Annotated in this window: 2 protein-coding genes; both read left to right on the top strand. The window is 61.0% G+C overall.

Translation table 11 applies throughout. The features are described from left to right. The first annotated feature begins 143 nt into the window (after positions 1-143). Positions 144-626, top strand: a complete 483-nt coding sequence (locus ABIB42_RS25870; protein WP_429249212.1) for a hypothetical protein — start codon at positions 144-146, stop codon at positions 624-626. Positions 627-960: 334 nt separating this feature from the next. Continuing rightward, the gene (locus ABIB42_RS25865; RefSeq protein WP_429249211.1) at positions 961-1,344 is read left to right on the top strand and encodes a DUF1565 domain-containing protein; all 384 of its coding nucleotides are present in this window, start codon (positions 961-963) and stop codon (positions 1,342-1,344) included. Positions 1,345-1,420 lie beyond the last annotated feature (76 nt).

Raw genomic sequence — 1,420 nt, 5'->3', positions numbered from 1 at the left:
AGCAAAACACCAATTCTGGCGCTCAAAGAATGGCAGAAAAAGCGCCCCGAATTATTTGTCAAACGGGTTTATGAACAGGCGGGACTTGACAGTTAGCGTCACTCAAAAGGGCACATTGTTTAATTGTGGTAAGGAACTTCCTGATGAAAAAACCTGTGACCTTCGCTTCGTCATTCCGTGTCAAGGCCGCGCTGTGCTGCAGCGTCGCCGTCCTGCTCACCGCCTGCGGCGGTACGACCGATGAGTTCGCCAATCAGCAGTTGCTGGCTGACACCGTGATTACTGACCCCACGGAGGCATCGCGCGCCAGGACCACGGGCGCGATCGACGCCGGTCCGGCGACGCCGGAGCCCATCGCGCAGGATACGGCCATGCCTGGCGCCGCCACACCGGCGGCCGACAGCGCAGCGCCGGCCATCCCGGAACCGGCGCCGGCGCCGATGGACAATGGCGTCGCCAATGGCGCGCCGGCCGCTCAGACTGCCGAAGGCAACGCCCCGGCATCGAACGAGTTCAATCTCAACGGTTACCAGGAGGCTGCGTCCTCATCCGATCCTGCAATGCAGGGCACGCCGGCGGCAGCCGGCGCCGACGGCCAGCAAGCCACGCAGCGACCGGCAGCGTAGAACCACTTCACATTCCCTTGCGCCTGCGACAGCAGGCGCAGCCGAGACATCGGCGCTTATCAGCAATCTTCCTCCGGCCCGCCGCGGCCCACCTCCCGAGCTGGCGCATCGCTGGCGTATCTGATGCCGCCGCAGCGCGCATATTCCCGGCTTCGCTCAACCCGCAACGCTGTGCTTGTCGTGTTCGGTAGGAAACTGCTGAGTATTCCATTTCTATAGATACATTGCCTCGCAAAAATTAGTGCCCACAAAAAAAATTTCTCAGAAAAAGTTGAACTTAGGAAGTTTCCCGCGCTCAAAGGGTTACATTGTTTAATTAGGGTAAGACACATTCATGACCTTCGCTACCTTCGCTTCGATCCGTACCAACGTCACCCGCGCCGCTGCCGCCGTCGCTTTGCTGGCCGCCGCCATGTCGGCCAACGCCGCCACCATCCCGACCACCCCGAACAATTTCTACGTCTCGCCAACCGGCTCGGACACCGCCGCCGGCACCAAGGCCGCGCCGTTCAAGACCCTGGCGCGCGCTGCCAAGGCCGCGACCAAGCCGGGCACGACCGTGTTCGTGGCCCCGGGCACGTATGCCGGTGGTTTCAAGACCACCGCCAGCGGGACTGCAAGCAGCCGCATCTACTGGGTGTCGACCACGAAGTGGGGCGAAGATCGGACCTGTCAGAAATTCTGTGTGCGGGGCCAGAATCGGTGTTTGTCAACGTAGTTGTCGCGTCATCTCAAGCTGCTTGCTGTAGTGCTTCTGGCCGAATCCGTTCCGGATTCAACCAGACTTGATCGTC

Origin of the sequence: Massilia sp. UYP32 (genome assembly GCF_050434365.1) — a bacterium.
In the GTDB taxonomy this organism is placed as follows: Bacteria; Pseudomonadota; Gammaproteobacteria; order Burkholderiales; family Burkholderiaceae_D; genus Telluria; species Telluria timonae.
Note: the sequence above shows the minus strand (reverse complement) of the source record. Positions and strands in the feature narration are given on the sequence as shown.

Bases quoted from the DNA above. Each gene is read 5' to 3' on its own strand.
- ABIB42_RS25865 (WP_429249211.1), top strand. From the start codon at position 961: ATGACCTTCGCTACCTTCGCTTCGATCCGTACCAACGTCACCCGCGCC.
- ABIB42_RS25870 (WP_429249212.1), top strand. From the start codon at position 144: ATGAAAAAACCTGTGACCTTCGCTTCGTCATTCCGTGTCAAGGCCGCG.